Genomic DNA, 26,933 nt, shown 5'->3' with positions numbered 1-26,933 from the left:
ATGACCCCGAGAGGGGAGCTTTATACTGATTTTTTCAAGCTTCTAAGACAGCTTGTACAAATTTTAACTTTTCTGCTAACTCCGTTAATTTCGATTCTAACGCTTTGAATGTTAGGATTGAATTTATGTCTTGTTTTTTTGTTTGAGTGGCTCACTCTGTTCCCGAACTGAGGACCTTTACCACAAATTTCACATTTTCTTGCCATTGTGTTTCCTTTATTATAATTTAAGCGCTTTATTTTTTAAGTTTGAAATTATATCAAATTTTTATAAAAAACAAATTTTGTTTTATCCTTGAAAAAAGGAAAAGCTTAGTGAAGCTCCTCGTTTAATTTAACTTCTCTTCTGCTTCTGAATGCTACCATTTTGCCTTTTGTAGTGTCGAATCTGTAATGAATCCCGTTTAATCCGGCAAGTTCCAAGCCTTTAAAGTATTCTTTATACCCTACTTTCCATTCTGGATTAACTTCTTTTATTTTATTAAACTCATCTTCGCTTATCCATATTTTAGTTCCTTCAAGTACTGCAATACCGGCATCTACGATACATCCGTCCCCTACAGGTATACCTGTAACGCTGTTAGCTCCGAGAAGAGTGTTTCTTCCGATTGTAATAGGGTTGCCGTTTGTTCCGCTGAGTACTCCAAGAATAGAAGCTCCCCCACCGACATCGGCACCTTCTTTTACGACGGCAGATGAAGAAATTCTACCCTCAACCATAACAGGGCCTTCTGTCCCTGCATTAAAGTTGATATAACTCGCCCCAGGCATAACAGTAGTTCCCGCGGCAAGCTGGGCACCCATTCTAACTTTTGAAGTATCTAAAATTCTTGTATTATCGTCAGGTATGATATGTGAAAGGAATCTTGGGAATTTATCTACATATTCAACTTCAGGATATGCGTCTTTAAGTTTTAATTCTATTTCGTTTTCTCTTAAATAATCAAGTTCGATAGGAACGTTTCCTACCCATGCACAGTTAGTAAGTATACCGAAAGCTCCGTTTAAGTTAACGCTTCTCAGCGCCGCTTTTCTTGTTGAAAGAGCATATAATTTTAAATATACGGCTTCTACGCTTTTAGGAGCTTCGTCTTCAAATAAAAAGCAGATTCTGTAATTATCCATAACCTCATCATCAAATATTTCTTTTAAAACTTTTAATACCTGGATATTTTTATGTTTGTCTCCCTCTGCTTCTTCGACTAAGTCTTTTCCAAACAGCTCAAGTGCGGTATCAACAAATTCTTTTGTAACATCCGCTACGAATTCGCTTGAATTAAAATCCACTTCCACGCCGTTTTCAAAAAGACTTCTTATAAACACGGCTGCACTGCCGAAATTTTCATTCCAGTTTATTACAGGATATGTTGCCTGCAGAACCTTCTCACGGTTTACCTGACCGAAATCAACCCTTGCAATACCGAATGCAAACGGCTTTTTATATCCTTGTATGTTTTCTACAAGATTTTCAAACATAAATTATCCTTTTTTATTTGAATTATATCAAATTTCTATATCTTCCTTAGGCTCAGAGAAATAATATCCCTGAAAACAGTCTATTCCGAGATTTTTTAAATATTCAAATATTTCTTCGTTTTCAACAAACTCGGCAATCACCTGCATATTAACCTCTTTTGCGAAATTAACTATGGTATTTACGACAATTTGAGAATTTTTATCTTCTAAAATATTTTTAATAAGACTGCCGTCAATTTTCATTCCGTCGGCACCTAAAGAAAGAAGATAATCAAAATTTGCATATCCGCTTCCGAAATCGTCTATTAAAATTTTACATCCGAAACTTTTTAACTGCTGAATAAATTCATAAGCGTTTTTAGAATTTTTAATATCTTCGCTTTCAACGATCTCAAAACTTATTTTTTTAGGATTTTTAAATGCTTTAAGTTTTTGAATAATAAAATTTTTTATATTATCGTTTTCCATATCAAGTGTGCTCAAATTCACAGAAAACTCTGTACCGTTTTTTTCGAATTTTTTGAAGGATTTATCAATAACCTGCTTTGTTATTTCAAAATACAGTCTTGATTTTTTAGCAACATTTAAAAAGAAATAAGGGCTTATAACATTTCCGTCTTCATCAATAAGTCTGACCAACGCCTCATATTTACAGATTTTTCTGTTTTGATCATATATAGGCTGATAAAAAGGTACTATTTTATTATGTTCAATTGCAATTTTAAGTTTTTTAAGCCAAATCAAATGTTCTTGATAAGAATCTCTGATTTGATCAGCTTCACTGCAAAAAGCTATGTCTTTATTTAATATTCTAGTTGCATCCAGTGCTGAAAGCGCTCTCATAAAATTACGCTTAGTATATGCAATTCCGGCCCTAAATTTAACTATTATTGAATAATCATCTATATCATAAGGTTCTTCAAGTTTTTTAATAAGGTTTTTAGTCAATTCGTAAATTTCGTCTTTACCGATATTTTCCCTTTGCAGTATTACAAATTCATCTATTTTAATATGAAAAGTACGGTAATCTCTTAACCTTTCAGCAACCTGTTTAATAAGTTTATTGGCTATCTCTTCACCGTAAAAATAATTTATTTCTTTAAATGAATCTATATCGAGAAGAATTAAAGGATAATTTTTCCTTTTTATAATTTCAATAAGTTTTTTTCTGTTAGGAAGACCCGTAAGCTCATTATAATAAAGACTTTTATATAATGTTTTTTGATAATTTTTTAATGATTTTACTACGCTATTTATACCCTTTTTAATAATATCGAATTCAAAAAAATTCATCTTAGCCTTAAAAGGCCTGTATATATTTTTTGCAAGTTTTGTTTGTAAATATTCGTTAATATTATCAATATCTTTAAATATAAGTTTATTAATTCTGGTAAACAGTACAATTCCCAATAAATATAAAAACAGCAAAAACAGTGAAAGTTTTAAAAACAGTATATCTACTTTATGCTTAATTTCACTAAAAGGTATTTTTATCGAAATAATTCCTCTTATCTGTCCTAATTTATATCCAAAAGCCCTGTCGCCGTATATTTTTTCTATTTTATTAAGAAGCGGTTTAGGTATGTCTTTTTTAGGCCCGTGACATTTTAAACAGCTTCTGTCGATTTTAAGAGGATATGCATAAAACAGATGTTCAGACTTTATATTTTCGTGACCCCTGTGAATTTGAAAAAATTCTTTTGCATTCGGATGAGATTTAAAATAATAAATGGCAGTCAGTTCATGTTCGTTCGGTTTGTTTTGAGGATCTCTATATTTATCTGAAGTCTGTTTGACATACAGATGCTCTTTCATTTGTATTGTTTTGGCTATTTGACTGACGGCGTAAGCCGGTGTTAAAGAAAAAGGATGAAATTTTTTGTTTTTAACTTCTACAAACGGAGCAACTTTTGCCAGATATTCTCTTGTATATAATAAAGTATGGGCAAGAAGTCTTGCTTTTTGTATTTCCTGTTCAATAATAAAAGACGATATAGATTTATATAAAATAAAAAGAAGAGTTAATAACCCTACCCCTGATAAAATAAATGATTTTATCATTTCATTTCTAATTTTTTTCAAAAACGCCCTTTAATCATCATTCAACAGTAACGGACTTGGCGAGATTCCTAGGCATATCCACGTCATTTCCCATCCTTACGGCAACTTCTAAAGCCAAAAGCTGAGTAATAACCATCATTTCAAAAAACTCTATCATAGGATGATCCGTATCGTTTATTTTAACAAAATCATCTGTCATTTCAATAAAATCGCTTGCTATCGTCAGAACCGTCGCATCTCTTGCAACGAGTTCTTCAATATTAGCTTTTGTTTTTTCATAAAGAATGTTTTTACTTAATAATGCTACCACAAAAAGCTCTGGATCCGCAAGTGCAATTGGACCGTGTTTCATCTCTCCTGCCGGATATCCTTCTGCATGAATATAACTTATTTCTTTAAGTTTTAGAGCCCCTTCAAGCGCTAAAGGGAAAAATATATCCCTGCCTATAAAGAAAAACCCGTGCCCATGCAGGTATCTTTTTGAAAGTCTTTTGATTTTTTCATGTAAAGCGCTGTCAACTTTTGTGGCCTCAATTGCCCTGTTTATGGCATCAAACTCATTTTTTCCGCCTAAATAGTTGCTAAGCATCCATAGAGTCATTACCTGTGTGGCAAATGCTTTGGTGGAAGCAACTCCCTTTTCTATTCCGGCCCTTAACAGAACTGTTTTATCAGCAACCCTTACGATAGAAGAATTGTCCACATTGCAAAGCGCAAGTGTTTTAAGTCCCGCCTCTTTTGCCATTTTAAGAGTTTCAAGGGTATCGGCTGTTTCTCCCGATTGTGAAATAACTATAAAAAGAGTATCTTTAGTCAAAAGAGGTTCACGATATCTAAGCTCGCTTGCAACTTCTACATCCACTTTAATTTTTGCGTTTCTTTCTATTAGATATTTTCCCACCAGTCCGGCATGATAACTGGTGCCGCATGCAGAAATAATAATATTGTTTATACCGCTAAAAAATTCTTTTTCTAGCTCGTCAAATTTTATACCTTCATCAGTATTTCTTCCTAAAACTGTCTCTTTTAACACCTCATGCTGTTCATATATCTCTTTTTCCATATAAAATCTGAAGCCCTGCTTTTTAGCAGACTCTTTATCGCTCGGCAAATCTTTAAATGCCGGAGAAACAATCATATCATTATTAAAAATATGTATTTCATTTTTATTTACATAACCGTATTCACCGTCATCCAGATAATGCGCCTGGGAAGCATGCCCTATAAGGGGGGCGTCCGAAGAGGCAAAATAGATACCTTCTCCGTCTTTTGCCACTATTAAAGGAGAGCCTTTTTTTGCAAAAAATATTTTTTCGGGTTCTTTTTTGGTAATAAGAAGAATTGCATAAGCTCCTTCAATTTTATGAAGCATTTTTTTAAACGCTTCAAAAGGATCTCCGTTGCAGTAATATTCAAAAAGTTTTACGATAACCTCGGTATCGGTTTGTGAAACGAAATTGATATTTTTATTTTCCAGATATTTTTTGATTTCCTGATAGTTTTCAATAATTCCGTTGTGTACAACGGCACTGAAAGCTCCTGTCTGAGGATGTGCGTTAATTTCTGTCGGTTTTCCGTGTGTCGCCCATCTGGTATGGCCTATTCCTACTTTAGGGTTTTTAAATTTTATCTGATCAAGTTTTCTTTCAAGGTTTTTCAGTTTGCCTACGGCTTTTATAATTTTTAGCTCGTTTCCGTCTATAACTGCTATCCCGGAACTGTCATATCCCCTGTATTCAAGCTCTTTAAGTCCTTCAATAAGATACTTTTGAGGATTTTTGACTCCCGTACACCCAACAATCCCACACATTATTTAAATTCCTTGTTATAAAAATAATTAGTGGCCTCTATAAACCCTTTTACGCTTCCGCAGTCAAATCTTTTTCCTTTAAATTTATATGCTATAACCATACCTTCTTTTGCCTGTTTAAGCAAAGCGTCCGTCAGCTGTATTTCTCCTCCTCTGCCAGGTTTGGTAATTCTTAAAAGATCAAAAATATCAGCTGTAAGTATGTATCTTCCTATTATCGCCAGATTACTTGGGGCCTTGTCAATTTCAGGCTTTTCTACCATATCGTCGACCATATAAACACCGTCTTCAATTTCTTTTCCGGCTATCACGCCGTATTTGTTAACTTCATCTTTCGGCACTTCTTCAATAGCCACAATAGTACATTTAAATTTAGTATAAAGTTTTACCATTTGCGCAAGTACATCCCCCTCGCATAAATCATCGGCTAGCACCACGGCAAACGGATTATTTCCGATTAACGGTTCTCCCGTAAGCACCGCATGTCCGAGTCCGAGCATCTCTTTTTGTCTAACGTATGTAAATGTACATTTATGTATCATCTCATTTGTTTCATGTAAAAGCTTGGCTTTGCTTGAGTCTTTTACTTTTTCTTCCAGTTCCGGAGAAAAGTCCAAATAATCTTCAATTGCTCTTTTGTTTCTTCCGGTAACAAATCCTATTTCATTTATACCTGCATTCATACACTCCATTATTCCGTAATGAATCAGAGGTTTGTTTACAACAGGCAGCATCTCTTTTGGTACGGATTTGGTAGCAGGTAAAAATCTCGTTCCATATCCTGCAGCCGGAAATAAAGCTTTTTTTATCATCAATTCTCCTTTAAATCACATTTTAACGATAACTCTATTAGTTTTTGAGCCAACTCTTTGCTTTTATCGATAACATAAACGTTATGATTCGAATAAAATTCCTTTTCAACATCAGAATCCGTTAATACAATTATATTCAAATTAGGGTTAATATCCAGTATGTTTTCGACTATCATATGCGTATGATCTTCGTTCTGTGTTGTTATAATTACCGCGCTTGCGTCTTCAATATTTAAACTTTCAAGAACTTTTTTATTCGCGGCGTTTCCGAATATAACATTATCCCCGTTTTTAAGACCTTTTTTTACTTCTTCAATCTGCTTGTCTATAGCCACATAAGGTATTCCGGCATTTGTAAGTTTTTTGGCAACTCTTTGACCAATTTTGTCATATCCGATTAAGATAATATGCCCTTTAACTTCTGCTGGGGCTATTTCAAACTCTTCAAAATCCTGCAGATCTTTGTCAAAAATATCCGCTATTTTATAAATATACCTGACAATAAACGGAGTAAGCACCATAGAAATAACCGTAGCAACAACAAGTTTTTGTAATAGATCGTTTTCAACAAGATTATGTTTACTCATTAAAGCAAAAATTACAAAAGCAAACTCACCTATCTGGGAAAGCGTAAAAGCGGTTTTGATAGCTATACGGTTATGTTTTACAAAATATTTAAGCATTATATAAATAACTCCGGCTTTTGCAAACATAAACGCTACCGTCATTATTAAAATTGTAAATATGTTATTTATAACGAAATGTATATTTACCATTAAACCTACAGATATAAAAAACACCCCGAGCAGAATATCTCTAAAAGGCACAAGATCGGCTTCAATCTGATATTTATATTTTGTTTCACTCAAAATCATACCCGCCAAAAACGCCCCTAAAGAATAACTAAGCCCGAAAAAATGTGCAATTTCGGCAGCCGTTAATACTACCAAAAGAACGGTTGCTATAAATATTTCATCCGATTTCGTTTTTGTAGCGTGCGAAATTACAAACGGAGCGATATATTTCCCGTATACCCATATAAAAGCCCCTAGCGCCGCAAATCCACCAAGCGTTTTTAAAATAAGCTGAGTTAAATCGGCATCTTTGTTTACGATAATAGATATCGCTATAAGTATTGGAATAACCGCAATATCCTGAAAAAGAAGAATTCCAAGGGAAATACGTCCATAAGGTTTTGAAATTTCCCTGTTTTCATTTAAAAGTTTTAAAACTATTGCGGTAGAACTTAACGCTATCGCGCTTCCGACTATAAATGCTATCCTTACATCAAGCCCTAATGCAAGCCAGAAAAACAGTCCGAAAAACCCGCTAACAAGTGTCATTTCGGCCAATCCGAAACCAAAAACCTCTTTTTTCATTGATTTCAGTTTATCAGGTGAAAACTCGAGCCCTATCATAAACATCAAAAAAACAATTCCCATTTCAGCAACTATTTCAATCGTATGTTTGTCTATATCAAAAATATTGCTGACAATTATTCCGGTAAATATGTATCCTATAATAGGAGGTATTTTATATTTTGCAAACGGAATATTAAAACTTAAAGCAATAAAAAGTAAAACAATTACAATCAATACAGGACTAACCATTAACCGCCTTAATTAATACTTTTCTCTCCCTCGGCCCGTCAAATTCAACCAAAAATATCCCCTGCCAGTCTCCTAAAACCACTTTTGCATTATCAACTATAAGAGTTAAATTACTTCTTAAAAAAGCGGCTTTTAAATGTGCTCTTGCATTTGAATGAGAATAGTCTCTGTATGGAACGACATCTTTAAGCATTCCAAGCAGATCCCTTCTTAAAGTGGCGTCGCTTTTTTCAAAAATAATTACGCTTGCCGTTGAATGAGGGCAAAAAACAGTTACTATTCCGTTTTTTACCCCGCTTTTGATAACTGCTTCTTTAATATCTTCGGTAATATCGATTACTTCGGATTTATAATTCGTTTTAAACGTTAATTTCTGCATTCTTTCTCCTTTTTATTTGAAATGTTTTTTTTCATCCGTTTTATGTAAAAACTCTTTTAAAAGTTTATATTCTTTTTTATCAAAATATCTGGTTTTCCCGGTCGGAAGCGCATTAAGACTCACCCATCCGTAAGAAAGCCTCTTAAGATCTACCACTTCGCTTCCGAAATTGGCAAAAAATCTCCTAAGTTCTCTGTTTTTCCCCTCTCCAATTGCTACTTTTAGCGTAGAGTATTTAGGTGAGTTTTTAATAATCTGTGCACTTAAAAAAGGCTTAAGAAGCATCTTTTTAATATCACTCTCTTCATGAGCTCCGGCATCGCCGACCTCAACGCCTTCTTGCATGGCTTTTATCATATCTTCGGTAACTTCGCCTTTGATTTTCAGTTTATACACCCTAGGCAGATCCGAATTCATAAGCGCATGCGCGACTTTCGGTGAATCCGTTAATATTAAAAGCCCTTCACTGTTAAAGTCCAGCCTTCCCACAGGTATAAAATGTCTGTATTTTTTCGGCAGAGTATCATAAATAGTTTTTCTGCCCCTGTCGTCTTTTTTTGTTACTAGTTCGCCTCTTGGTTTATTGTAAACAATACACGTATATTTGGTGCTTTTTTTAACGGGTCTGCCGTTAACGGCAACTTTGTCGCCTTCTTCAACTTCAAAGCCAGGTTCTTTAACTATAGCCCCGTTAACTTTGACACGTCCGTCAAAAATCAGCTTATCCGCTTCTCTTCTGCTGTAAGTCGTATGATGACTTATAAATTTATTTAATCTCACTTTTTTCCTTTATTTCTATTCATAAATCTTTTTCCATCCCTTTATCCTCTTTTCCTTCTCTCTTCCACTTCACCACTTATCCACTTCACCACTTATCCGCTTATTACTTAATTCCCGCTTCCACCAAATCGTGGATGTGTATAACCCCGGCTATTTCCCCATCTTCATCAGTAACCGGTAAAAACTGTATTTTATTGTCTTCCATGTATTTTAACGCATCAGCGGCCAAAACTTCTTTATTGATTGTTTTTGGATTGTGGGTCGCAAAATTTATAGCTTTTTCTTTTAAATCAAACTTTTCGCTCATCATAGCTCTTCTTAAGTCCCCGTCGCTTAAAATAGCTTTTACTTTATAATTGTCTACAAACAAAACATGTCCGAGTTTTCCTTCGGTCATTTTAATAATAGCTTCCTGGAGCGTATCATTTTCATCAGCAACAGGGAATTCTTTTTTCATCAAATCCTTAACTTTTACAAAAAGTTTTTTACCAAGACTTCCCCCCGGATGAAACGAAGCGAAATCTTCTTTTGTAAAGTTTCTTTTTTTCATAAGGCATACGGCAAGCGCGTCACCCATAGCAAGAGTAAGTGTTGTAGAGCTCGTAGGAGCTATATTTAAAGGACAGGCTTCTTTATTTACATGAATATTTAAAACAACATCGGCATACCTTGCAAGCGTAGAATCCTCTCTTCCAGTCATGGCTATTAAAGGCACTTCGAATCTTTTAATATGAGGCAAAATTTTTATAAGCTCTTCGCTTTCACCCGAATAGCTGATAGCAAGTACCGAATCGTCTTTGGTAATCATACCAAGATCGCCGTGCAGAGCTTCAGTCGGATGTAAAAAGAAACTAGGAGTCCCCGTGCTTGCCAGTGTGGCAGCGATTTTAGAACCTATAAGCCCGGATTTCCCAACTCCCGTTACAATTAGTTTGCCTTTGGTATTGTATGCGATTTCTACGGCTTTTTCTATTCCCTCAACACTTGCGTTTAAAAGTTCGTTTGCTTCTATTTCGAGCACTTCTCTTGCTATTTTTTTAAAATCCACCTGTTTCCTTTTTAATTAAAATTATATCAAAAAAACGGTGTTACTTTTTCACACATATGTTTAAATAAAATATTTTAAACTGTAACTATTTGTAAAAATAAGCGTTATAATTCAAACAAAAAAGGATTCTCATGAGTTTCATTGAAGAATACAAAAAACATACTGAAGAAAGAGCAAAACTTGGAATTCCTCCACTGCCTTTAACTGCGGAGCAGACTGCGGAACTCGTTGAACTTTTAAAACAGGTTCCTATTGTTGAAGAAGAATATTTAATGGACCTTTTCTTAAATCACATCAACCCGGGTGTTGACGACGCGGCATACGTAAAAGCTGCGTTTTTAAACGATATCGTTCAGGGTAAAACTTCATCTCCTGCAATTTCTAAAAAAAGAGCTGTTGAAATCCTTGGTACAATGCTTGGAGGATATAACGTAAAACCTCTAATCGATGCACTGAGCCACGAAGATGAAGAAGTGGCACAGGAAGCTGCAAACCAGCTTAAAAACACTCTGCTTGTTTACGACGCATTCCACGATGTTGAAGATTTGGCTAAAGCCGGAAACAAATACGCAAAAGAAGTACTTGAAAGCTGGGCAAACGCTGAATGGTTTACCACTAAACCGAAACTTCCTGAAAGCATTAAAGCGGTAGTTTTTAAAGTACCTGGCGAAACAAACACAGACGACCTTTCACCTGCCAGCGAAGCGTTTACTAGAAGCGATATTCCTCTTCACGCAACATCAATGCTAAAAGCTAAAATGCCTAACGCTCTTGAAACTATCGAAGAGCTTAAAAAAACAGGCCATCCTGTAGCATTCGTAGGTGACGTTGTAGGTACCGGAAGTTCAAGAAAATCTGCAGCAAACTCTGTAATCTGGCACATCGGTGAAGAAATCCCTTACGTACCGAACAAAAAAAGAGGTGGTATTGTAATCGGCGGTGTTATTGCACCTATTTTCTTCAACACTTGTGAAGACGCAGGAGCACTTCCAATCGAAGCACCTGTTGAAAACCTTGAAACAGGCGATGTTATTGAAATCAGACCGTATGAAGGTAAAATCCTTAAAAACGGTGAAGTTGTTAGTGAATTTAAACTTAAACCAAACACACTTCCGGATGAAGTACAAGCAGGTGGTAGGGTTCCGCTAATCATCGGTAAAAACCTAACTAAAAAAGCAAGAGAATCACTTGGCTTAAATCCTGATACAGATATTTTCACAAAACCTGAACAGCCGGAAGACAAAAAAGGTGTAGGTTATACGCTTGCTCAAAAAATCATCGGTAAAGCATGCGGAATGGAAGGCGTTAGACCGGGTATGTATGTTGAGCCTACATGTGCAACAGTTGGTAGCCAGGATACTACAGGTGCAATGACAAGGGACGAAATCAAAGAACTTGCGGCACTTGGATTTAATGCAGACCTAGTAATGCAGAGTTTCTGTCACACAGCAGCTTATCCAAAACCTGCCGATATCAAACTGCATCACACTCTTCCTGCGTTTATTACAAGCAGAGGCGGTGTTGCGCTTAGACCTGGTGATGGTGTTATCCATTCATGGCTTAACAGAATGATCCTTCCGGATACACTCGGAACAGGCGGGGATTCACATACAAGATTCCCTATGGGTATTTCATTCCCTGCAGGTTCAGGGCTTGTAGCTTTCGCAGCTGTTACCGGAAGTATGCCTCTAAACGTACCTGAAAGTGTTTTAGTTAGATTCAAAGGTGAGCTTCAGCCTGGAATCACTCTAAGAGACCTTGTAAACGCAATCCCATACTTTGCAATCAAACAAGGGCTTCTAACAGTTGAAAAGAAAAATAAAAAGAACGTATTTAACGGTAGAATCCTTGAAATCGAAGGTGACATTATCAGAAACCTTACAATCGAACAGGCATTCGAACTTGCCGACGCCAGTGCAGAAAGAAGTGCGGCTGCATGTACTGTAGACGTAAGTGAAGATCAGGTTGCCGAATATCTAAAATCAAACATCAAACTTCTTGAAGCTATGATTGAAGCAGGATATGAAGATAAAAGAACTATCCAAAGAAGAATTGACAAAATGAAAGAATGGCTCGAAAACCCAAGCCTTCTAAGAGCGGATAAAGACGCAGAATATGCGGCTGTTATCGAAATCGACCTTAATGAAATTAAAGAACCGATCGTTGCATGTCCGAACGACCCTGATGACGTTGCGACAATTTCTGAAGTACTTGCAGACAGCAACAGACCACACAAAATCGACGAAGTGTTTATCGGAAGCTGTATGACAAACATCGGTCACTACAGAGCTGCGGGTGAAATACTTCAGGGTGAAGGTCAGGTGCCTACAAGACTTTGGATAGCACCTCCGACAAAAATGGATAAAGAACAGCTTACTGAAGAAGGATATTACGCAATATTCGGTCAGGCGGGCGCAAGAATCGAAATCCCTGGATGTTCACTTTGTATGGGTAACCAGGCAAGAGTTGCAGACAACGCAAACGTATTCTCAACATCAACAAGAAACTTCGACAACAGACTTGGTAAAGGTGCAAAAGTTTACCTTGGAAGTGCAGAGCTTGCAGCAGTAACAGCAATGCTTGGAAGAATACCAACTAAAGAAGAATACCTTGAAATCGTAGAGAAAAAACTTGCAGGTAAAGAAGATAAAGTTTACAAATACCTATACTTCCATCAAATGCCGGAAGATTACGTAAGAAAAATGCTAAGCTTAACGCTTCAGTAATTTCTCTTCCTTTTTTTATTTATGTATGCAATACAGATATAAAATATAATTTAACACATAAGCCATTATAGTGCCAGACACTAAATAAATTGTTTCAAACTTTATTGAATTGTGTATTTCTTACTAATTTTTAATCTCATTATTGCAATATGTAACATTTAGCGCCAAATACCTGAAAAAGAAAAACAAACCAATAAGTCCTACATATATCAATATAATTTTTAACGTCTTGTGAGTTGTAGTAGCGATAAGAAGTTCTCTGATAAAAAATATAATTGAAGCATCCACCATAAAGCGTATTTTAATCCTCTGTTTTTTAAAAAACACAAAAAGCATCTGCATAACTTCTATAATAACCATAAGTTCAAGTATTAAAGCCAGCACATCATAAAAATCCAGTTTAAATACAAAAATAAATCCAAATACAATAAAAGCCGAAATTATTTCAAAATATTCTTTAATTATTTTCATAAACTCCCTTTTTAAGGGAATTATGACTAATAATTATTACATATTAGTAACAACAAAATATTGAATGAAACCTATTATGGCACCTAATGCGGCTCCTGCAAAATTAATAAAACTAAAATGTTTTTTCATTAATGAAAAAAGCATATCTTCAAGCGTTTTTTCATCAAAAGAAGCAACTCTTTCCTCTACAATTTTATCTATATTGGCTTTAATAAATATTTTAGGAACTTCTTTTTCCAAAAATTCAAAAATTTCATCTCTAATTATATTTTTTGCTTTTTTAGTATCTATAATAGAGTCTATTTGAACATGAAAGTTAACACTTTCAAAAACTGATTTAATCATATTTCCGCTTACAAAACTTGCAAACATTGGAAATTTTTCAGCAACAAACTTTTCTATAAAAGACGAAAGCTTTTCTATTATTTCTTCTTTTGCCATAAATTCGGTTATATTTTTTGCAAAAATCAAATCAAGTTTTTCATCTATAAAATGTTTTATTTCACTTTGAACTTCTTCGTTTTGAAGAATTTTTTTAATTTCTTCCTCACTTAAAATATATTCTTTTACCATACTTCCGACTTTTTTAGCCAAAGCTTTTTTTTCCCTTGGAATAACCCCTTGAGGGAAAACGGTAATACTGCCAAATTTTAACGGTTTATAAGGTCTGAACAGAAGCTTTATAGCAACATAATTTGTTACATACCCTATTATCGCTCCTATAGTAACGCTACTTGCAAGCAATCCCGCATTCATGCGAATATTTCCTTATATTTATCTTCATCAAACCCTACAACAACATCTCCGCTATCTTGCTCAATTACCGGTCTTTTGATAAGCAGGTTTTCCTTGCAAAGCCACTCTCTTTTACCGTTATCGTCAAGATTTAATTCTTTAAGTTTTAATGTTCTGTATTTTGTCCCTCTGCTGTTAAACAAAACGTCAATTCCGGCTTTATTGATCCATTCATCAATTTTTTCACACCCTACAGGCTCTTTTTTAAAATCGTGAAATTCATATTCAATTCCGTGATCTTTAAAAAATTTAAGCGCCTTTTTTACACTCCCGCATGTTTTTATTCCGTATACTTTCATTCAGTCTCCTTAACAGGTTTAATATTCATTACTTCCGTCAAATAAAAAAAACCTCCCCTAAGTTCTACGGCATCAACACCTATTTGTTTAAGAATTTCCAAAGCCTCATTTATATAAACACCTCTTAAATCCATAACACCGTATTTTTTATTTCTATCAAGCTTCATTGCAGATTCGGTAAATCCGGGATGAAAAGGTATATTTATAGAATTAGGCATTTTACCATATTGTTCAACCTCATCCTCATCTCTTATATCTAAAATTATTATTTCCTCTAACAGTTCGTAAGTAGGAAAAGCATCCGCTCTGGGCTCTCTTTTTTCTTCCCCCAGTTTAAGTTTCCTTCCTTTTACAAAAAAATCAAACAAATTTCATCCTTTTTAGATTTTTTGGAATATTATCATATTTTTATAAAGCAATTCGTATATATTTTATACTTTTATTGTAAATTTTATATTAATAAATATCTTCCCATCTGAGCCTGTCGCCTTTTTGTAAATCCCTGCAGGCTTTTTTACCTAATATCTCAGGCAGATATTTAGGATGAAGTCCGTATCCAGGACGTATTGATTTTATATTTTCTTCCGTAAATTTTTCACCCTTTTTAATATCTTTTACAATATACAGACTTCTTGCGAACTGACGCCCGCTTTTAGGCTTAAAATTCACTTCTCCTATCATCTCTTCCGTTTCTCTTAAAGCTTTTACCATTTCTTTAAATTCATCAGGTGTTAAGCTGAAATCTTTATCCGGAGAGTTAATAGATTTATTTAAAATAAAATGTTTTTCAATTATCCTGGCTCCCATTGCAACTGCAGCAATCGGAGCCGATATTCCAAGAGTATGATCCGAAAAACCAACTTCTGTGTTAAAAATCTCTTTAATAGCGGGTATCGTTTTCAGATTCACTTCACTTCTTGGTGCCGGATATGCGGAAGTACATTTTAAAAGAGCAAAATCAACACCTCTTTTTTTACAGATATCAACCACATCCTGAATTTCTTGAAGTGTCGCTACACCTGTTGAGATAATCATCGGCCTGCCCTTGCTTGCCGCATAATCCACAAATTCATAATCCGTAATTTCAAAAGATGCAATTTTATATGCGGGTGGATTAAACTCGTCAAGAAAATCCACAGCCTCTTTACTAAAAGGTGAACTAAACACCTCAAGTCCCAAACTTCTACCGTAATTGAACAATTCCTCATGCCATTCAAGCGGCATTGCAGCCTGCTTATAAAGTTTATAAAGATTTGTTCCGTCCCATAAAGTGCCACCTTTAATAATAAAATCTTCCTTTTCACAATCTATTGTCATCCAGTCGGCAGTATAAGTCTGAAGCTTTATAGCATCAGCCCCCGCTTCTTTTGCCGCATAAACCGTATCTTTTGCCATTTGCAGACTACCATCGTGATTTGCGGATAGTTCAGCTATTATAAAAACTTTTTCATTTGTATTAATTTTTCCAATCTGCATTGATAAGCTCCATTTTAATTAAATTGTCTTTTTTCCCTGTTTCTTTAAAACCAAATTTTTTATATAAACTAATGGCTTTTTCATTATTTTCAAATACATAAAGTATAATTTTTTTTGTATTTAAATAATCAAACGCATAATCTATTGCAAATTTAAGCAAAATATTTCCTACACTTTTTTTCACCGGGTTTTTATGTATTCCTAAATCCACATAATCTTTAAAAATTATAAAATTAACAACTCCCAAATCATCAACTTTTAAATAAATTTTATTGGAGTTTTCCAAAGTATCTATAAATTTTAAATGTTCTTCCAAAGAAATTTCATTTTTATTATACATCCATTTTCTAATTTCAGGATGGTTTCTCCACTTTAAAACTTCTTTTTTTTCTTCAAGGGATAAATCTTGAAACTTTATATATTTCATTTTCTTTTAAAACCTTTATTCTTTTTTGTTTCAAATATTTTGTTATCAGATTTTGATTTTCCGCCACCTTAACAGCAACAAAAGGCATTTTCATATAAATCGCCTCCCAAGTTATCGTAGAAGGTGTAATAATCCCGAATTCCGCTTTTGCCATTCCTATAGAGACATCTTCATCAATATGGAGTTTACACCATTTGTTAAGTCTGCAAAAACGTTTTAATTTATTTATATTCTTATTAGCGCTTGTAGTATAAAAATTTACTATTTCACCTCTGTTTTTAAGCTCTTTTAATATTCTAAGCCCTATACCCTTTGCATCTGTAGCACCCAAACTGATAAAAATCCCTTTTTTATTATATTTTTTATTTTTTGCTTTTTTAAATTCTTCTCTTATTAGAGGCTTTATAATATTGATTTTTGTAAATTCAGGAATTTTACTTTTATATTTTTCCGGTTTTGCGTAAAGATTAATATTTATTATTTCATCACAGAAATGTTTTTCATAATTATCGTCAAAACATACAAGTTTAATATTTGGAAAAAGTTTTTTAAAATTTTTTTCGTTTTCGTATGTAAAATTATAATTGTCAATTATGACTGTTTCGGGATTTAACTCTTTTACTTTTTCAAAAAATTCGTTTTCATTTTCTACTTTTATTATAGGAATATCCGTAAATTTTTGATCACATTCTTTACATATAATCAAAACATTATCAATATGATACTTATTTATGTAATTTTCAATTCTCTTTAAATGCCCAAAACCAATATTGGAACTAAAATCAACCCTTATTACTGTCATTTAAGGCCTTATACATAAGCTCTGCTCTTATAAAATCCTCCAGCGTATCAATATCCTGAACCAGATACCTTGGAATTAAAATTGGAATATTGCCGTCAAATTTAAATTTTTCTTTGCATTTTACTTTTTTCCAGTAAAACTGTCCGGCATCATGATACGCTTCTTTTAAATCCTGACTTCTTTTTTCCATATATTCCGGCCATAACATTTGTGCTTTGCCGTTTTTTATTTCAAAACCTCTCCAAATAGGAAAATCATAGGTAGTTGCCGCAAAAGAATAGCAAGAGTCACTATTTTTAAGTTTTTCATATCCTTCTTTTAAATACTTTACCTGCAAAAACGGAGCCGTAGCATATATCATACACGCATACTCAAAACCCGGATTTCTTGATATTACATACTCAAACACATCTATACTCCCCGTATGGTCATCTGCTAAATGAGCAGGCCTCATCTGAACTTCGGCTCCGTATTTTTCAGCCACTTCAGCTATTTTTTCACTGTCTGTGGATACGATAATTTTATTAAAAAGTTTCGATTCTTTAGCAACTTCAATACTATGGGCAATTAAAGGTTTGCCATGAAAAAGTTTTATATTTTTTCCGGGTATTCTTTTACTGCCGCCACGTGCAGGTATTACGCATAAATTCAAAGCAGTTCCTCCAACGATTTAATCACATAGTCCTGTTCTTTTTCGCTTAAACTGTAATATATCGGCAGAGAAAATGCTTCTTTATAGTATTTTTCCATTTCCGGAAATTTTTTAAAATATCCTTTTTTTACATAATAAGGCTGCTGATTAATCGGAATATAATGATATTGAAGTCCTATATCTTTTTGACGCATTTTTATAAAAAACTCCGCTTTTTCATCAAACGATTTAAACGGATATCTGACGACAAAAAGATGATACGAACTGTTTTCATTATAAGGATAAAGAGGTTTGATTTTCTCAGGCAAATTATCATGGTAATATTTTGCAATCTGACGTCTTTTTTCTAAAAACATATCTATTTTTTCAAGCTGGCTAAGCCCCATTGCACACGCTACGTCGCTAAGACGGTAATTATATCCCAAATCCACCATTTTATATTCCCAAGGATACATTGAATTATTTTTTACCATACCGTGATTTCTAAGACGAAGCAGCTTTTGATATGTTTTTTTATCATTGGTAGCTACCGCCCCGCCTTCAAAGGTAGTAATGTGTTTAACCGGGTGAAAAGAGTATGTGGCAATATCGCATATTCCGCTGTCTTTTCCAAAATAATGCGCATTGTCAAGAAGTATTTTAACCCCATACTTTTCTTTTAAATATTTAAGCTTTTCATTATCAAAAGGAAGTCCGCTAAACGTAACTAAATAAATAGCTTTTATTTTTCTTTTTTTAAGTTCGTTTTCTACTAAATCAAGATTAATCAGTCCGTTTTTTTTAATATCCACAAATACAGGTTTCGCACCTACGTAAAGAATGGAGTTTGATGTAGACAAAAAAGAATTTGGAGTAGTAACCACCCTGTCACCCACATTCAAAAGTACCCTGCTTGCAAGATGAAGAGCCGCAGTTCCATTGCATACTGCAACTACATATTTAAATCCGAGCTTTTCAGCCAATGCTTCTTCAAACTCCTGAACCTTAGGTCCTGTCGTTAAAAAGTCACTTTCTAATATATCTAAAACAGCTTTTCTATCATTTTCATCAATATACTGCTTTCCATATGGAATAAAATTAAAATTTTCATCCCCCATAACTACTCCATTTATATAAATTCTACTGCTTTTTCTAAAAATTCTTCACATGTAAGCCACCAGTCATTTTTACCTGAAGAATATTCAAAACCTATTTCTTTCTCAGTTCCTTTTTCTCCAATCATATTCTTTGTATAATCAGCTTCAAAACTGAAATTAATAGTAGGTTTTATTACATAATGATCACTAAACTCAATACATTTATCATCTTTTGTAATCATAACTTCATGTAATTTTTCCCCTGGACGGATTCCTATTTCTTTTAATTTACAGTCCGGACATAACGCCTTTGCCAAATCAACTATCTTCATTGAAGGAATTTTAGGAACAAATATTTCCCCTCCCTGCATTCTTTCAAAGTTTTTAAGCACAAACTTTACACCCTCTTCCAAAGTAATTAAAAATCTTGTCATATCTTTATGTGTAATAGGAAGTTCTTTTTCGCCTTTTTTAATTAAATTCACAAAAAAAGGCACTACGCTTCCCCTAGAACCAATCACATTTCCATATCTGACTACCGAAAATCTGGTTTTTCTTTTTCCTACTAAGTTATTTGCAGCAATAAACAGTTTATCACTAGCTAATTTCGTAGCACCGTATAAATTAATAGGAGCAGCCGCTTTATCCGTTGAAAGTGCAATTACTTTTTCCACTTCATGTTCTATAGCGCAGTCTATTACGTTTTGCGCCCCGTTAATATTGGTTTTAATACACTCCATAGGATTATATTCTGCTACGGGAACATGTTTAAGAGCTGCGGCATGTATTACAATATCCACATCTTCCATGGCTTTTTTAAGTCTTTCTTTATCCCTAACATCCCCGATAAAATACCGCATACACTTATCATTATATTTTTGTGCCATTTCAAATTGTTTAAGCTCATCTCTGCTATAAATTATAATTTTGTTCGGTTTATAATTTTGAAGTAAAATTTCCGTATATTTTTTTCCAAAACTTCCTGTTCCGCCCGTAATTAATATATTTTTCCCGTTAAACATCATCTCTCCTTTACAAACTGTTATAATTTTAACAAAATAACCGATATAAAAACAAAAAGGAATATTATGTCCCAAATTTTTGATAAAAACATACAGGCTTTACTTAAAAAAAATCCACAGCTTGCATCAAAACTTTTTTCAATTCCGACTCATAAAAATTTTGAAGTAGTCCAACAGGGCAAAGACCCGATTAATTTAAACATCATTGATAAAACAAATAAGTTTCCTATTTATAAAACTCAACCTTTAGAAGAAATTCAAGAAAAACAAAAATTATTTAATGAAAAATATGTAAGATACCCTGTATTGTTTTTTTATGGACTCGGTAACGGTATTTTTATAAAACTATTATTTGCAAATCCTACATATAAAAAAATTTATGTATTTGAACCTAATTTAGAAATAATATATATAGCAATGCACATAGTTGATTTCAGTGAAGAAATAGAAAATGAAAAACTTGAAATAATTATGCCTCAGGATTTAACTTATGGAAAAGCTATAAATATTTTTTCTCACAAAGATGTTCAGCTTTTTGCAAAAACATTTGAACTTCATATTTACTCTGAATATTACGAGAAATTTTTCTCAAAGTCTATAATTGAGACTAATAAAACATTAATAAGAGCAATTAAACAAACTGTAATTAACTTTGGAAATGATACTATAGACACATTAATAGGTATAGAACATCATATTAATAATTTACCTCAAATGCTTACATCACCTCATTACGCACAATTAAAAAATAAAAAAATTTCAGATATAGCGATTATTGTATCTACAGGCCCTTCTTTGGCTAAACAAATACCATTACTAAAAAAAATAGCTCCTTATGTAACTATAATAAGTGTAGACGCATCCTTGCCTATTTTAGCAAAACATAATATAAAACCTGATTTTGTAACATCATTAGAAAGAGTACAGTTAACAAGCGAATTTTTTAAAAATACACCAAAAAAATTTCAAAAAGACATAATAATGCTCCACGCTTCACTACAGCATAAAGATGTTTTAAAATATTCTCACGGTAAAAAAATATTACCTATGAGACCTTTCAAATATACAAGATATTTTAATTTACATAAATACGGATATTTAGGAATAGGCATGAGTGCTGCTAACATGGCATATGAACTTGCATATAACATGGGATATAAAACTATAGTATTAATCGGTCAAGATTTAGCTTACAGCGAAGAAGGACAATCTCATGCTAACGGACATGTTTTAGGTGAAAAAGAAGTGAAATATAAAGACACTGACGTATTTGTTACAAAATATGGAGGGAACGGTACAATTAGAACTACAAGAGTATGGAATATGTTTAAAAACTTTTTTGAAAAAGACATAGAAGAAACAAAAGCAGAAGGAATTACAACTATTAATGCAACTGAAGGAGGAGCCAGAATTCACGGTTCAATTGAAATGCCTTTTCACGAAGTAATTGAAAAATATGTTAATACTTCTAAACGAAAAAAAGAAATCAAATTAAGACTTTTAAGTGAAAAAACAATAAATAAAAATTTACAAAATTCACATACCAAACTTATCAAAATGATTAAATATGGTGAAAAAACACAAAAATTAATTGAAAAAGTATTTTTAGCAGTTGCTAAAGAATGTGAAAACTTAGAAAAATTAAAAGAAACAAATCAGCTTGAAAAAATAAATTACAACAAATTAGTAAAACTTTCTTCTCAAATTGATAAAATAAAAGACATATTAGAAAGTAAAAAATTTTCTTTAATGTTTGGAGAAACTATCCAAAGTTATTTAGTTAATAAAGAATTAGATCTAGCAAAAATCATGGTAAGACCCTCAAATACAGAAATAGAAAAAAAAGCAAAATTAATTGATTGGATAATGCAACATAAAGAATGGCTCTTTATGTTAGCAGGCAGTATAAATGCTCAGATAATTGTAGTAAAAAGGTCTTCTAAAAATTTAGAAAAAGAACTGAAAAAAAGAAACATTCCTTTCGAAAAAATAAAATAAACAGTTTTTTTCTCTTTTTTATTCCTAATTTATAAAACATTTCCTATAATTAGTGTCAGACTCATTTTATGTAAATAAAAGGCCCAAAAAGGCCAAACTGTTATTGTAACAGTTTTAAAACATTCTGCTGAACTGCATTTGCCTGAGATAATGCATAACTTCCTGATTGTGCAAGAAGATTGTATTTTTGGAATTTTGCTGTCTCTGATGCAAAGTCTACATCTCTGATTTGTGATTCTGCTGCTTTTACATTTACCTGTGTTACTGAAATGTTGTTAATTGTACTTGTCAACTGATTCTGTACTGAACCGATGTCTGCTCTAATTTTATCTAAATAATGCGCACCTGCATCTGCTATATCCATAACAGCCATAGCACCTTTAAGTGTTGTTACACCGGCACCGATTTCTTCACCGTAATTTGCAACATTAGCATTAGCAAATGCACCTATCGCACTTGCCTGATCTGCACTAAAGTTACCTTTAATTGATCTTAAGTTAATTGTCTGTTGTGCTACTAAACTGTCACTTTCAAATCCTGTCGCACTTAATCCACTACCGCTTACAATAATATCTCTTGCATCTAGTCTTGTTAATGTTAGTCTTCCGTATGTCTCAACATGTGATGATGCTAATCCCATTACTGAAGCACCGCTAGCTACATCTACACTAATTCCTCTACCGTCTAAACTTCTTAAGTTTAGATTTCCTCTTTCGTCAATATATGCTTCTACACCTGTCTGGTCTTTTACTGCATTAATCGCAGCCACTAATTTACCGTCGCTGTCGTTTGCTTTAACATCGGTAATATCACCAATTGACACACCGTTGATTGTTAAACCTTTAATTGTCCCACTAGTAACTGTACCAGACGCAGTTTCAAGAACCTGCCAAGAAGCTTTAATACCAGTTTTATCAGAGTTTTTATTGATTGTTTCAGCTAAAACACCGATACCTGTTCCTGCACTTGTAGAAACTTTTACACTTTCAAGTTTAACATCATGTACACCGTCAACATCTTTAAATGTTAACTGTACATCACCTGAACTTGTAATTACAGTACCTGTTTCAAATCTTGTAAGTCCTATTTTATCTGAAGAAGTTGGACCGATGCTTGCCTTGACAGTCTCATTTGAATAAGCTCCAATTTGAAATTCTTTATTAGTAAACTGTCCGCTCAGCAAACTCATTCCATTATAACTGGTAGTACCAGCGATATTATCAAGTTCTTCCATAAGTCTTGTAATATCTTGTTGAAGAGCTTTTCTAGAATCAGCACTTTGTCCGTCCTGTGCTGCCTGAGTAGCTTTTACTTTAATTGTATCAAGAATTTTTGTCTGCTCATCCATTGCTTTATCTGCAATCTGAAAAAGTCCAATTGCATCATTAGCGTTTCTGATAGCCTGACCTAATGAATCAGCCTGATCTCTTAATGAGTCTGCAATTTGAAGCCCTGAAGCATCATCTGCAGCTTTGTTAATTCTTAAACCTGTACTTAATTTTTCTAATGAATCATTAAGTTTTCTGTTATTTTCTACACCTGCCGCATGTGCATTTAATGCAGCAATGTTTGTGTTAATTCTGAATCCCATTGCTATTCTCCTTTATTTTTTTAAAGAATAGCAATTAATGTTCCAAAAATTAATAAATAATTAAACTAAATTAAAATATAAAGGCAGTTTTATAAGCAATTATCAAATAATAGTGTCTGTCACTAATAAGCAAATATTTTTTCTTTATGTTCTCCCAAAAGGGAGAAGAGATTATTGAAGCAATCTCATTACATTCTGCTGAACTGCATTTGCCTGAGATAATGCATAACTTCCTGATTGTGCAAGAAGATTGTATTTTTGGAATTTTGCTGTCTCTGATGCAAAGTCTACATCTCTGATTTGTGATTCTGCTGCTTTTACATTTACCTGTGTTACTGAAATGTTGTTAATTGTACTTGTCAACTGATTCTGTACTGAACCGATGTCACCTCTAATTCTATCCAACATTTTAGCTGCACTGTCAGAAATATCCATAACAGCCATAGCACCTTTAAGTGTTGTTACACCGGCACCGATTTCTTCACCGTAATTTGCAACATTAGCATTAGCAAATGCACCTATCGCACTTGCCTGATCTGCACTAAAGTTACCTTTAATTGATCTTAGGTTAATTGTCTGTTGTGCTACTAAGCTGTCACTTTCAAATCCTGATGCACTTAATCCACTACCGCTTACAATAATATCTCTTGCATCTAGTCTTGTTAATGTTAGTCTTCCGTATGTCTCAACATGTGATGATGCTAATCCCATTACTGAAGCACCGCTAACTACATCTACACTAATTCCTCTACCGTCTAAACTTCTTAAGTTTAGATTTCCTCTTTCGTCAATATATGCTTCTACACCTGTCTGGTCTTTTACTGCATTAATCGCAGCCACTAATTTACCGTCGCTGTCGTTTGCCTGTACGTCAGTAATATCACCAATTGACACACCGTTGATTGTTAAACCTTTAACATCACCTGATCCAACAGCTGCAGATGCAGTTTCAAGAACCTGCCAAGAAGCTTTAATACCAGTTTTATCAGAATTTTTATTGATTGTTTCAGCTAAAACACCGATACCTGTTCCTGCACTTGTAGAAACTTTTACACTTTCAAGTTTAACATCATGTACACCGTCAACATCTTTAAATGTTAACTGTACATCACCTGAACTTGTAATTACAGTACCTGTTTCAAATCTTGTATTACCAATTTTATCTGAACTTGTAGCACCAATTGATGCAGTTACAGTTTCATTAGCATACGCACCGATTTGGAATTTTTGATTTGTAAAGTTACCACTTAGTAGATTTTTACCATTATAACTGGTAGTACCAGCAATATTATCAAGTTCTTCCATAAGTCTTGTAATATCTTCTTGAAGAGCTTTTCTAGAATCAGCACTTTGTCCGTCCTGTGCTGCCTGAGTAGCTTTTACTTTAATTGTATTAAGAATTTTTGTCTGCTCATCCATTGCTTTATCTGCAATCTGCATAACACCAATAGCATCGTTAGCGTTTCTGATAGCCTGACCTAATGAATCAGCCTGATCTCTTAATGAGTCCGCAATTTGAAGCCCTGAAGCATCATCTGCAGCTTTGTTAATTCTTAAACCTGTACTTAATTTTTCTAATGAATCATTAAGTTTTCTGTTATTTTCTACACCTGCCGCATGTGCATTTAATGCAGCAATGTTTGTGTTAATTCTAAATCCCATAACTAACTCCTTTTAGTTTTTCTAGTAGCATCCTTGCTACTTCAAAGATATAATCGGCTTATATAAAAAATAGTTTATACTTTTTTGAAAAAAAATTTAAATTTAATATATTGAAACTTAAAATTTAATATAGGAAAACGTAAGAGAAGCGAGATAGTTAATGATTAATGGTTATAGGTTATAAAGTTAGTAAAATTATTAATTTTTGAGTTAAAAAGTTTGAAAAGTTAATATTTAAATGTATATGTAGTCAGAAAAATCAGCCAGAAATATTAAAAGCATATTAAAAATGTAAAACTGTAAATGTTATAACATAAATGATTACTAGTTATTGGAATATTTGTGTATTAGTTATTAGAGACAAAATGTTTTAAGATTTTAAAAAGTAAGAGATCAGCATAGGACATCTAATAGTTTTAAGTATATATATTATATTTTTCAGTTATGTATTTAAAATTTAAAATCAACATTTAACATTATTTAACAATTATTTTTACTCTTTTTCTCTCAAATATTCATTATCAAGCATTAACGATTAAAGATGAAGTATTTTTGATGGTATCAGTAAGGTGCCAGACCCATATATAGGTTATTAAAAAGAGTTGATGAATAGGCAGCTTTTGGACTTACAGTATATACTATAAATCCTAGCGGGGACCTACTTTCCCACACCTGAAAGGTGCAGTATCATCAGCGCTGTAGGGCTTAACTGCCAGGTTCGGAATGGAACTGGGTGTTTCCCCTACGCTTTTCCCACTAGGATTGATACTATATACTATCAACTATTAACCATTGATAGTTAGCTGTTAAAAGTCTTGTCCATCACCGCAAGTAAAGCCAATCGGGTTATTAGTACTGGTCAGCTCAACCCCTTGCAGGGCTTACACCCCCAGCCTATCAAGCAGGTAGTCTTCCTGCACCCTCATGGGAAGGCTCATCTTGGAGTGGGCTTCCCGCTTAGATGCTTTCAGCGGTTATCCCTTCCGAGCTTGGCTACCCAGCACTGCCCTTGGCAGGACAACTGGTACACCAGTGGCTCGTCCAACCCGGTCCTCTCGTACTAGGGTCAGCTCTCCTCAACCTTCCTACGCCCACGGCAGATAGGGACCGAACTGTCTCACGACGTTCTGAACCCAGCTCGCGTACCGCTTTAAATGGCGAACAGCCATACCCTTGGGACCTGCTCCAGCCCCAGGATGCGATGAGCCGACATCGAGGTGCCAAACCTCCCCGTCGATGTGAGCTCTCGGGGGAGATCAGCCTGTTATCCCCGGGGTACCTTTTATCCTTTGAGCGATGGCCCTTCCACTCAGAACCACCGGATCACTAAGACCGACTTTCGTCTCTGCTCGACCTGTTTGTCTCGCAGTCAGGCTGGCTTGTGCCTTTACACTCTTCTGACGATTTCCAACCGTCATGAGCCAACCTTTGTGAGCCTCCGTTACTCTTTAGGAGGCGACCGCCCCAGTCAAACTACCCGCCAGGCACTGTCCCCCAGCAGGATTACTGCTGCGGGTTAGTAGGCAGGATATCCAAGGGTGGTATCTCAAGGGCGGCTCCACCCGAGCTGGCGCCCGGGCTTCATAGCCTCCCACCTATCCTGCACATGGATATCCCACCTACAATGCCAAGCTGTAGTAAAGGTCCACGGGGTCTTTCCGTCTTGCCGCGGGTAGGAGGAATTTTCACCTCCACTACAATTTCACTGGATCCCTCCCTGAGACAGCCCCTCACTCGTTACGCCATTCATGCAGGTCGGTATTTAACCGACAAGGAATTTCGCTACCTTAGGACCGTTATAGTTACGGCCGCCGTTTACCGGGGCTTCGGTTCACCGCTTCGCCTTACGGCTAACGGATCCCCTTAACCTTCCGGCACCGGGCAGGCGTCACACCCTATACTTCCTCTTGCGAGTTAGCAGAGTGCTGTGTTTTTGGTAAACAGTCGGCAAGAGCGCTGCG

General features: G+C 34.5%; 23 protein-coding genes and 2 rRNA genes (1 of these 25 running past the window's edge). 2 read left to right on the top strand and 23 right to left on the bottom strand.

Translation table 11 applies throughout. The annotated features are described in order from the left end of the window. Window positions 1-20: 20 nt before the first annotated feature. The 9 genes from rpmB to ACZ5EP_RS08930 form a co-directional block, all read right to left on the bottom strand. Window positions 21-206, bottom strand: a complete 186-nt coding sequence (rpmB, locus tag ACZ5EP_RS08970) for a 50S ribosomal protein L28 (RefSeq protein ID WP_127681655.1) — start codon at window positions 204-206, stop codon at window positions 21-23. A 105-nt stretch (window positions 207-311) separates the two neighbouring features. Next, complete coding sequence (locus ACZ5EP_RS08965) at window positions 312-1,475, bottom strand: 2,3,4,5-tetrahydropyridine-2,6-carboxylate N-succinyltransferase (RefSeq protein ID WP_127681657.1); 1,164 nt, start codon at window positions 1,473-1,475, stop codon at window positions 312-314. A 27-nt stretch (window positions 1,476-1,502) separates the two neighbouring features. After that, the gene (locus tag ACZ5EP_RS08960) at window positions 1,503-3,557 is read right to left on the bottom strand and encodes an EAL domain-containing protein (RefSeq protein WP_464508847.1); all 2,055 of its coding nucleotides are present in this window, start codon (window positions 3,555-3,557) and stop codon (window positions 1,503-1,505) included. Window positions 3,558-3,573: 16 nt separating this feature from the next. After that, window positions 3,574-5,346: a glutamine--fructose-6-phosphate transaminase (isomerizing) gene (gene glmS, locus ACZ5EP_RS08955; RefSeq protein WP_127681661.1), complete on the bottom strand. Its 1,773-nt coding sequence runs from the start codon at window positions 5,344-5,346 to the stop codon at window positions 3,574-3,576. Then, entirely contained in the window at window positions 5,346-6,158 is an 813-nt protein-coding gene (galU, locus tag ACZ5EP_RS08950) for a UTP--glucose-1-phosphate uridylyltransferase GalU (RefSeq protein WP_464508846.1), read from the bottom strand. Before galU ends, glmS begins: the two co-directional genes overlap by 1 nt. Then, on the bottom strand, window positions 6,158-7,768 hold the full coding sequence (locus tag ACZ5EP_RS08945) for a cation:proton antiporter (RefSeq protein WP_464508845.1): 1,611 nt from the start codon (window positions 7,766-7,768) through the stop codon (window positions 6,158-6,160). Before ACZ5EP_RS08945 ends, galU begins: the two co-directional genes overlap by 1 nt. Next, window positions 7,761-8,147 carry a secondary thiamine-phosphate synthase enzyme YjbQ gene (locus ACZ5EP_RS08940; protein ID WP_464508844.1) on the bottom strand — a complete coding sequence of 129 codons (387 nt, stop codon included), beginning with the start codon at window positions 8,145-8,147 and terminating at the stop codon, window positions 7,761-7,763. Before ACZ5EP_RS08940 ends, ACZ5EP_RS08945 begins: the two co-directional genes overlap by 8 nt. A gap of 12 nt (window positions 8,148-8,159) precedes the next feature. Then, entirely contained in the window at window positions 8,160-8,927 is a 768-nt protein-coding gene (locus ACZ5EP_RS08935; protein ID WP_464508842.1) for a pseudouridine synthase, read from the bottom strand. A gap of 103 nt (window positions 8,928-9,030) precedes the next feature. Then, on the bottom strand, window positions 9,031-9,975 hold the full coding sequence (locus tag ACZ5EP_RS08930; protein WP_464508841.1) for a KpsF/GutQ family sugar-phosphate isomerase: 945 nt from the start codon (window positions 9,973-9,975) through the stop codon (window positions 9,031-9,033). Window positions 9,976-10,106: 131 nt separating this feature from the next. On the opposite strand from ACZ5EP_RS08930, the gene acnB reads away from it, so the two are divergent. Then, the gene (gene acnB / locus ACZ5EP_RS08925) at window positions 10,107-12,701 is read left to right on the top strand and encodes a bifunctional aconitate hydratase 2/2-methylisocitrate dehydratase (protein ID WP_464508840.1); all 2,595 of its coding nucleotides are present in this window, start codon (window positions 10,107-10,109) and stop codon (window positions 12,699-12,701) included. A 123-nt stretch (window positions 12,702-12,824) separates the two neighbouring features. Here acnB and ACZ5EP_RS08920 read toward each other — a convergent pair whose 3' ends face one another. The 10 genes from ACZ5EP_RS08920 to pseB all read right to left on the bottom strand — a co-directional run bounded on the left by ACZ5EP_RS08920 (window position 12,825) and on the right by pseB (window position 19,721). Further along, window positions 12,825-13,172, bottom strand: a complete 348-nt coding sequence (locus tag ACZ5EP_RS08920; RefSeq protein WP_464508839.1) for a phosphate-starvation-inducible PsiE family protein — start codon at window positions 13,170-13,172, stop codon at window positions 12,825-12,827. Between the two features lie 36 nt (window positions 13,173-13,208). Then, window positions 13,209-13,928, bottom strand: coding sequence for a DUF445 domain-containing protein (locus tag ACZ5EP_RS08915; protein WP_464508837.1), 720 nt, complete (start codon window positions 13,926-13,928; stop codon window positions 13,209-13,211). Next, on the bottom strand, window positions 13,925-14,266 hold the full coding sequence (locus ACZ5EP_RS08910) for an arsenate reductase family protein (protein WP_464508836.1): 342 nt from the start codon (window positions 14,264-14,266) through the stop codon (window positions 13,925-13,927). Before ACZ5EP_RS08910 ends, ACZ5EP_RS08915 begins: the two co-directional genes overlap by 4 nt. Beyond that, window positions 14,263-14,634, bottom strand: coding sequence for a rhodanese-like domain-containing protein (locus tag ACZ5EP_RS08905; protein ID WP_464508835.1), 372 nt, complete (start codon window positions 14,632-14,634; stop codon window positions 14,263-14,265). The genes ACZ5EP_RS08910 and ACZ5EP_RS08905 overlap by 4 nt, the downstream gene beginning before the upstream one ends. A gap of 88 nt (window positions 14,635-14,722) precedes the next feature. Further along, window positions 14,723-15,742: a pseudaminic acid synthase gene (gene pseI, locus ACZ5EP_RS08900; protein WP_464508833.1), complete on the bottom strand. Its 1,020-nt coding sequence runs from the start codon at window positions 15,740-15,742 to the stop codon at window positions 14,723-14,725. Next, on the bottom strand, window positions 15,723-16,169 hold the full coding sequence (pseH, locus tag ACZ5EP_RS08895) for a UDP-4-amino-4,6-dideoxy-N-acetyl-beta-L-altrosamine N-acetyltransferase (protein ID WP_464508832.1): 447 nt from the start codon (window positions 16,167-16,169) through the stop codon (window positions 15,723-15,725). Before pseH ends, pseI begins: the two co-directional genes overlap by 20 nt. After that, window positions 16,135-16,971 (bottom strand): UDP-2,4-diacetamido-2,4,6-trideoxy-beta-L-altropyranose hydrolase, encoded by an 837-nt coding sequence (locus ACZ5EP_RS08890; RefSeq protein ID WP_464508831.1) that lies wholly within the window; start codon window positions 16,969-16,971, stop codon window positions 16,135-16,137. Before ACZ5EP_RS08890 ends, pseH begins: the two co-directional genes overlap by 35 nt. After that, on the bottom strand, window positions 16,952-17,623 hold the full coding sequence (gene pseF / locus ACZ5EP_RS08885; RefSeq protein ID WP_464508830.1) for a pseudaminic acid cytidylyltransferase: 672 nt from the start codon (window positions 17,621-17,623) through the stop codon (window positions 16,952-16,954). Before pseF ends, ACZ5EP_RS08890 begins: the two co-directional genes overlap by 20 nt. Beyond that, window positions 17,620-18,720: a DegT/DnrJ/EryC1/StrS family aminotransferase gene (locus tag ACZ5EP_RS08880; protein WP_464508829.1), complete on the bottom strand. Its 1,101-nt coding sequence runs from the start codon at window positions 18,718-18,720 to the stop codon at window positions 17,620-17,622. Before ACZ5EP_RS08880 ends, pseF begins: the two co-directional genes overlap by 4 nt. Before the next feature lie 11 nt (window positions 18,721-18,731). Next, window positions 18,732-19,721 (bottom strand): UDP-N-acetylglucosamine 4,6-dehydratase (inverting), encoded by a 990-nt coding sequence (gene pseB, locus ACZ5EP_RS08875; RefSeq protein WP_464508828.1) that lies wholly within the window; start codon window positions 19,719-19,721, stop codon window positions 18,732-18,734. A 66-nt stretch (window positions 19,722-19,787) separates the two neighbouring features. Here pseB and ACZ5EP_RS08870 point away from each other — a divergent pair, with 66 nt between their 5' ends. Then, window positions 19,788-21,719 carry a motility associated factor glycosyltransferase family protein gene (locus tag ACZ5EP_RS08870; RefSeq protein WP_464508827.1) on the top strand — a complete coding sequence of 644 codons (1,932 nt, stop codon included), beginning with the start codon at window positions 19,788-19,790 and terminating at the stop codon, window positions 21,717-21,719. A gap of 100 nt (window positions 21,720-21,819) precedes the next feature. On the opposite strand, the gene ACZ5EP_RS08865 is transcribed toward ACZ5EP_RS08870, so the two are convergent. From ACZ5EP_RS08865 to ACZ5EP_RS08850, 4 genes are all read right to left on the bottom strand, one after another. Then, window positions 21,820-23,310, bottom strand: a complete 1,491-nt coding sequence (locus ACZ5EP_RS08865; RefSeq protein WP_464508826.1) for a flagellin A — start codon at window positions 23,308-23,310, stop codon at window positions 21,820-21,822. A 171-nt stretch (window positions 23,311-23,481) separates the two neighbouring features. Continuing rightward, the gene (locus tag ACZ5EP_RS08860; RefSeq protein WP_464508825.1) at window positions 23,482-24,972 is read right to left on the bottom strand and encodes a flagellin A; all 1,491 of its coding nucleotides are present in this window, start codon (window positions 24,970-24,972) and stop codon (window positions 23,482-23,484) included. 645 nt (window positions 24,973-25,617) lie between these two features. After that, a 5S ribosomal RNA gene (gene rrf, locus ACZ5EP_RS08855) occupies window positions 25,618-25,733 on the bottom strand. Between the two features lie 67 nt (window positions 25,734-25,800). After that, window positions 25,801-26,933 (bottom strand): 23S ribosomal RNA (locus tag ACZ5EP_RS08850) (it continues 1,774 nt past the right edge of the window).

The organism is Nautilia abyssi (assembly GCF_055388085.1).
This window is presented reverse-complemented; position numbering and strand designations above follow the sequence as displayed.